The sequence below is a fragment of the Aquabacterium sp. genome, from assembly GCF_035476535.1.
GTDB lineage: Bacteria > Pseudomonadota > Gammaproteobacteria > Burkholderiales > Burkholderiaceae_C > Pseudaquabacterium.
Window position 1 is genome coordinate 1 of the sequence record NZ_DATILJ010000280.1, and the last position, 6,441, is coordinate 6,441.

Annotated in this window: 2 protein-coding genes and 1 pseudogene; 2 read left to right on the plus strand and 1 reads right to left on the minus strand. The window is 68.9% G+C overall.

The features are described from left to right. Positions 1–1,939, plus strand: a pseudogene (locus VLK61_RS27675) (ribonucleoside-diphosphate reductase, adenosylcobalamin-dependent); the annotation flags it as partial. A gap of 34 nt (positions 1,940–1,973) precedes the next feature. Here VLK61_RS27675 and VLK61_RS27680 read toward each other — a convergent pair. Next, a complete protein-coding gene (locus tag VLK61_RS27680) occupies positions 1,974–2,483 on the minus strand; it encodes a response regulator (protein ID WP_325426129.1) in 510 nt (169 codons plus the stop codon). A 499-nt stretch (positions 2,484–2,982) separates the two neighbouring features. Here VLK61_RS27680 and VLK61_RS27685 point away from each other — a divergent pair, with 499 nt between their 5' ends. Beyond that, on the plus strand, positions 2,983–6,342 hold the full coding sequence (locus tag VLK61_RS27685; RefSeq protein WP_325426131.1) for a bifunctional diguanylate cyclase/phosphodiesterase: 3,360 nt from the start codon (positions 2,983–2,985) through the stop codon (positions 6,340–6,342). Positions 6,343–6,441 lie beyond the last annotated feature (99 nt).

Sequence of the window (6,441 nt, forward strand, 5' to 3'; positions counted from 1 at the left end):
CCCGTTCGAGCCCGACGCGGCCTTCGACGACGCCGGTTTCGCCGAGGTCTGCAAGGTGGCCACGCGCATGCTCGACAACGTGCTCGACGTCACCGTCTGGCCGCTGGCGCAGCAGCAGGAAGAAGCGCGCAACAAGCGCCGCGTCGGCCTGGGCTTCACCGGCCTGGGCGATGCGCTGGTGATGCTGGGCCTGCGCTACGACACCGAGCCGGCGCGCGAGATGGCGCGCCGCATGTCCGCCGTGATGCGCGACGCCGCCTACGACGCCAGTGCCGACATGGCCAAGGAGCGCGGCGCGTTCCCGCTGTTCAATGCCGACCTGTACCTGTCGCGTGGCTCGTTCGCCACGCGCCTGCCGGCCGGCCTGAAGGACAAGATCCGAGCGCAGGGCCTGCGCAACTCGCACCTGCTGTCGATCGCGCCCACTGGCACCATCAGCCTGGCCTTTGCCGACAACGCCAGCAACGGCATCGAGCCCGCCTTCAGCTGGACCTACACGCGCAAGAAGCGCGAGCCCGATGGCAGCTTCAAGGAGTATTCGGTCGAAGACCATGCCTGGCGGCTGTACCGCCATGTCAAGGGCGAGACTGCGCCGCTGACCGAGGCCTTCGTCACCGCGCTGGAGATGAGCGCCGAGAGCCATGCCGCGATGGTGGCGGCGGTCGCGCCCTACATCGACACCTCCATCAGCAAGACCGTCAACGTGCCCGCGGACTACCCGTATGCCGACTTCCAGGGCCTGTACATGCAAGCCTGGAGCAGCGGGCTGAAGGGTCTGGCGACCTACCGGCCGAATGCGGTGCTGGGCTCGGTGCTCAGCGTCGAGCCCAGCGCCGCGGCGATCCCGGCGCCGCTGCAGGCCGACGGCGCCAACCAGCGGCTGCGGCTGGATCGCCTGCCGGCCCCCGTGCTGGCTTCGTTGCGCTGGCCCAGCCGGCCCGAGATGCCGGCCGGCAATGCCGCCTGGAGCTACATGATCCAGCACCCGCACGGCGACTTCTCGCTGTTCGTCGGCGAGATGCCGGCCGAAAGCGGCCCCGGTGTCGGCCTGTTCGGCCAGACGCTGCCCTTCGAGGTCTGGGTCAACGGGGCCGAGCAGCCGCGCGGCCTGGGCGCGCTGGCCAAGACCTTGTCGATGGACATGCGCAGCAACGATGCGTCGTGGCTGAAGCTCAAGCTCGACGCGCTGGCCACCGTGGCCGAAGAACGCGCCTTCGAGATGCCGATCCCGCCCAACGGCGAGCCGCGGCTGTTCCCCGGCGTGGTGGCGGCCACCGCGGCGGTGATCCGCTGGCGCTGCGAACAGCTCGGCGCGCTGCAGGAAGGCGGGCCGACCCCCGTGCTCGATGCGATGTTCAGCCGCGACGAGCCGCGCACCGGCACCTCCGGCACGCTGGCCTGGGCGGTGGATGTCGACAACCCCGGCACCGGCGAATCCTTCACCGTGACGCTGAAGGAAGTGTCACTGCCGACCCCCGAAGGCGGCCGCGTCACACGGCCCTGCGCGATCGGCTTCTCCGGCAATTACCCGCGCGCGCTGGATGGCCTGGCGCGACTGCTATCGCTCGACATGCGCGTCATGGACCCGGCCTGGATCGGCATGAAGCTGCGCAAGCTGCTCAACGTCGGTGAGCCGCTGGGCCACTTCATGGCGCCCGTTCCGGGTGAACGAAGGCAGCAGGTGTGGCCGAGTACCGTGGCGTATATCGCCCGGCTGGTGATCCACCGCTACGCGATGCTGGGCGTGCTGACTGACGAAGGCCTGCCGGTGCGCGAGATGGGCATCCTGGCCTCGCCGGCCGGGCGCACCGCAGCGGCGGCCCACGCCGTGCAGCCGATGGCCGGCAAGGCCTGCCCGGAGTGCGGCAATACGACGCTGATCCACAAGGATGGCTGTGAGTTCTGCACCGCCTGCGGGTTTGTCGGACAGTGTGGGTGAGCGTCGGCGCTGACGCCAGGGCGCTCCCGCTCCGTCAGGCAGCGCTGCCGTTCTGACCGCACCAGCGCAGCACGCAGGCGTGCAGCGCCGACGGCTCGCACGGCTTTCCCAGCACGCCGTCCACGCCGCTGTCGCGCAGCGGCGGGTGCTCGGCGTCGAGGGTGTCGGAGGTGAAGGCGACGACCGGCACGCGCGCGCGGCCATGGTCGTGCTCGAAGCGGCGGATCTGTCGCGTGGCGGCCAGGCCGTCGAGCACCGGCATGTGCAAGTCCATCAGGATGAGATCGAAACAATGGTCGCAGGCCAGCGCGACCGCCTCGCCGCCGTCCACGGCCAGCAAGGGCTCGATGCCCCAGGTCGAGAGCAGTTCTTGGGCCACCAGGCGATTGATGAGGTTGTCGTCAACCACCAGCACGCGGGGACGCGCCGAACCAGCAGCCGGCCGGGCCGGCGACGGGCTGTTTGCCGGCGCTGTCTCGGTCGAAGCCTCTGGCCTCGCCGTCGAAACGCTCTCAGCCTGTGGACCGGCTGCCGTGAAAAGCATGTGTGAACCCCGCACGCGCCCGTGGTGTCATGGCCGCCCGTGTGAAAAATAGCGTCCAAGCAGCACGGTCGTCTGTTCGCTGCCGCACACAACGTTGGTTATCGCCCGCTTCGCTCCGGGCCAGAACCTGTCAGTCGAAACCCTACACGATTTGTCTAGTTTTGCTGACTTTACACTTAATGATCGGGTCCCTACAGTCCGGTGCAAGCACTTCGAAAGCCTGCGGGCCGTCGAAGTCCTTGTTTGAAGACTGATCTCCCTGAACCAGGTCAAGCCACCGTTCAGCCCAATCAGGGCCGCACCGAGCGTGATGCCGAGTGCGCCTAGCAAAGGTTTGGTTGTGCAGGACGCAGACCGGCGCGCGACAAGTGCGCCTGCCTGTGGTCGGTGTGCTCCCGCGCGAAGCGGCGCGGGTTCGTCAGGATGTCCGGAGTGTCGTGCTGCATGGCAGGGCTGCACACCCGGTTGGGAGTGGGCGATGCCCTCGGAAACAAGGTCGATGCGAGGCAAGTTCATCTTGCCGGCGGTGGTGCTGGCCTTCGGCGCGGCGCTGTCGATCGCGCTGGGCCTGGCAGCCCGCCAGGAGATCTCGCGCAGCGCCCACCAGCGCTTCGACGCGGTGGCCATCGACGTGGCACGCAAGGTGGAAGGCCGGCTCGACAACTATGTCGAGGTGCTTGCCGGCCTGCGTGCGCGCTTCAACACACAGTCCACACTCACACGCGGCGAGTTCAGGGACTATGTCGAAGGGCTGAACCTGGCGAAGAGCCATCCCGGTTTCCGGGTCGTCAACTACGCGCCCCATGTGATGGCCGCCGACAAGCAGCGCTTCGAGGAACAGCTGCGACGCGATGCCAGCCTCGACACCACAGCGGCGGCCCAGTTCGCCATCAAGCCGCCTGGTGAACGGGAAGATTACTACCCGCTGACCTTCATCGAGCCGCTGCGCGGCAACGAGAAGCTGCTGGGCATGGACCTGGGCGCGATGCCCAACCGGGGCAACGCCCTGGAGCAGGCGCGCGACACCGGCGGGCTCGTCACGTCCGGCCGCAAGATTCGCATCGCCGGCCGCGAGTCCGAGGTCGGCCTGGCGATGCGCCTGCCGGTCTATCGCCCGCACATGCCGCTGGACACGGTGGTGCAGCGGCGCGCGGCCTACCTCGGTTCGGTGGGCGCGGGATTCAGCGTGGCCGACATGATGCGCGATGTGATCGACCGCCAGGCCGCGGCCGCGCTGCGGTTCCGGCTGATCGACCTCGGGCCCAGCCCGGATGCGATCGGCATCCGCGTCGAAAGCAGGTTCGTCGCACCGGGCGCCACGGCTGACAGTCAGCTGCTGTTCGACAACGCGGCGTCGCAGCCTGCGGCGGGCCAAGCGGCCAGCGCAGCAGGGGCCAGCACAACGGCCGGGGCCGGCGCCGCCGATCCGGCGCCCCGCTTCGAGCGATCGCTGGCCTTCAAGCTCGGCGGCCACGCCTGGCGGGTCGAGGTTGGTGAAGACGAACGCCAGATCGTCGGCCGGCTGGATGCGGCCATTCCCTGGCTCATCGTCCTCGGTGGCCTGGCCATCAGCACCTTGCTCGCCGGCATCGGCTACTCGCTGGCCACCGCGCGCACCCGGGCCCAGGCGCTGGCCACCGTGATGACCCGCCACCTGCGCGCCAGTGAACGGCAGTTGGCGGAGGCCCAGCGCCTGGCCAGCCTGGGCAGCTGGATCCTCGATGCCGGCAGCGGTGCCTTGGTGTGTTCAGAGGAGGCCAAGCGCATCCTGGGTTTCGGCGCCGGCCGCGTGCTGCTCGACCTGCCGGCGCTGTTGTCCCGCGTGCCGGCCGAAGAGCGCGCCGTGGTCGAACAGCACGTGACCCGGGCCTTGCACAGCGGCCAGCGCGGCGAGTTCGAGCATCACCTCAGCCTGCCCGACGGCACCGAGCGCTGGGTTCACGTCATCGTGCAACTGAGCGACGAGGGCGGCCAGGCGCTGCTGCACGGCACCGTGCGCGACGACACGCAGCGCCGCAAGGGCGCCATACGCCTGAAACTGGAGCACGAGATCGCCCGGCTGCTGATCGGTGACGGCCCGGAGTCGACGGTGCTGCCGCAAGCGCTGGAAGCGGTGTGCACCCATCTGCGCTGGGACTGCGGCGCGCTGTGGTCCCTGGGCCCGGACGCACGGGTTCGCTGCAGCGCTGCCTGGCATGCCGCGGACGACCCGGCGGTGGAGCAGTTCATTCGCATCAGCCGCTCGCTCGACTACCGGCCCGATGAAGGCTCGCTGGGCCGCGCCTGGACCTGCGGCGATGCGGTGCGCATCGAGCCGCTGGCGGCGGGCCACGACTTCACCCGCGATGCGCTGGCCGGGCAGGCGGGGCTGGCGGTCGGCCTGATCCTGCCGATGGCCACCGCCGGCACCACCACGGCGCTGGAATTCTTCAGCCGCGACCCGAGCGCGGCCGACGCCGATGCGCTGGAGTCGCTGCGCGTGATCGCGTTGCAGATCGCCCAGTACGAACAGCGCAAGGAGGCCGAGCGCAGCCTTCGCTTCGTGGCGAACCATGATTCGCTGACCGGTCTGTCCAACCGCGCTTCGCTGCAGCGCGACATGGCGCGTGCCATCAAGCGCAGCAACCGGCATCGCAAGCGTTTCGCGGTGATGTTCATCGACCTGGACCGCTTCAAGCACATCAACGACACGCTGGGCCACGGGGTCGGCGACGCGATGATCAAGGCTTGCGCCGAACGCCTCACCGGCATGCTGCGTGGCGACGACGCGGTGGCACGTTTCGGCGGCGACGAGTTCGTGCTGGTGCTGGAAAACCTCTCCAGCGCCAGCGACGCCGCGGTGCTGGCCGAAAAGGCGCTGGCCTGCTGCGCCGAGCCCTTCGTCGTGGACGGGCGCGAACTGCATGTCAGCGCCAGCATCGGTGTCAGCATCTTTCCCGAAGACGGCACCGACGCCGAAACGCTGCTGAAGAACGCCGACACCGCGATGTACCGGGCCAAGGACAAGGGTTGCGGCACCTACGGGTTCTACGCCGCGCAGATGAACGCCCAGGGCAGCGAACGGCTGATGCTGGAGAGCGGCCTGCGCCGTGCGCTGGAGCGCGGCGAACTCGAGCTGCACTACCAGCCGAAGATGAACCTGCACTCGCAGGCCATCGTCGGCGTCGAGGCGCTGATGCGCTGGCGCCACCCGACGCTGGGCCTGGTGCCGCCGACGCAGTTCATCCCGATCGCTGAAGAGATCGGCCTGATCGAATCCCTGGGCAAGTGGGCGTTGGCGAAAGCCTGTAGCGACGCGCGCGCCTGGCAGGCCTGTGGCCTGCCGGCGGTGCAGATGAGCGTCAATCTGTCGCCGCGCCAGCTCAGCAGCCGCACGCTGATCGCCGACATCGGCGCGATCCTGCAGGCCTCGGGGCTGGACCCCACGCTGCTGGAACTGGAGATCACCGAGGGCGCGATGATGAACAACCCCGAGCATGCGGTGGCCCTGCTGCAGGAGATCCGCGACATGGGCGTCGGCCTGGCGATCGACGACTTCGGCACCGGCTATTCGTCCTTGTCGTACCTGAAGCGCTTCCCGCTGTCGACGGTGAAGATCGATCGGACCTTCATCAACGACCTGCCGCTCGACGCCGATGCCCAGGCCCTCACCGACGGCATCATCACGCTGGCCCACGGCCTGCGCCTGAAAGTGGTGGCCGAAGGTGTCGAGACCGCCGCCCAACTGGCCTACCTGCGCATTCGCGGCTGCGACGAGATCCAGGGTTACTGGCTGTGCAAGCCCGTGCCTGCCGACGAGGTCTGCCAGTTCATGGCGCGCCACATGCGCAACCAGTTTGCTTCACCGGTCGCGGCCTGAGGGCCGGGCCGTCGAGGCAATTCATGGCCCCGGGGCGCTTCGCCCAGGGCTCTTTCGCACCTTCCCTGGAACCTTCATGACCCTGAGCACCCGCAGCAA

Coding starts and splice junctions, on each gene's coding strand:
- VLK61_RS27680 (WP_325426129.1), bottom strand. CDS start 2,483: ATGCTTTTCACGGCAGCCGGTCCACAGGCTGAGAGCGTTTCGACGGCG.
- VLK61_RS27685 (WP_325426131.1), top strand. CDS start 2,983: ATGCGAGGCAAGTTCATCTTGCCGGCGGTGGTGCTGGCCTTCGGCGCG.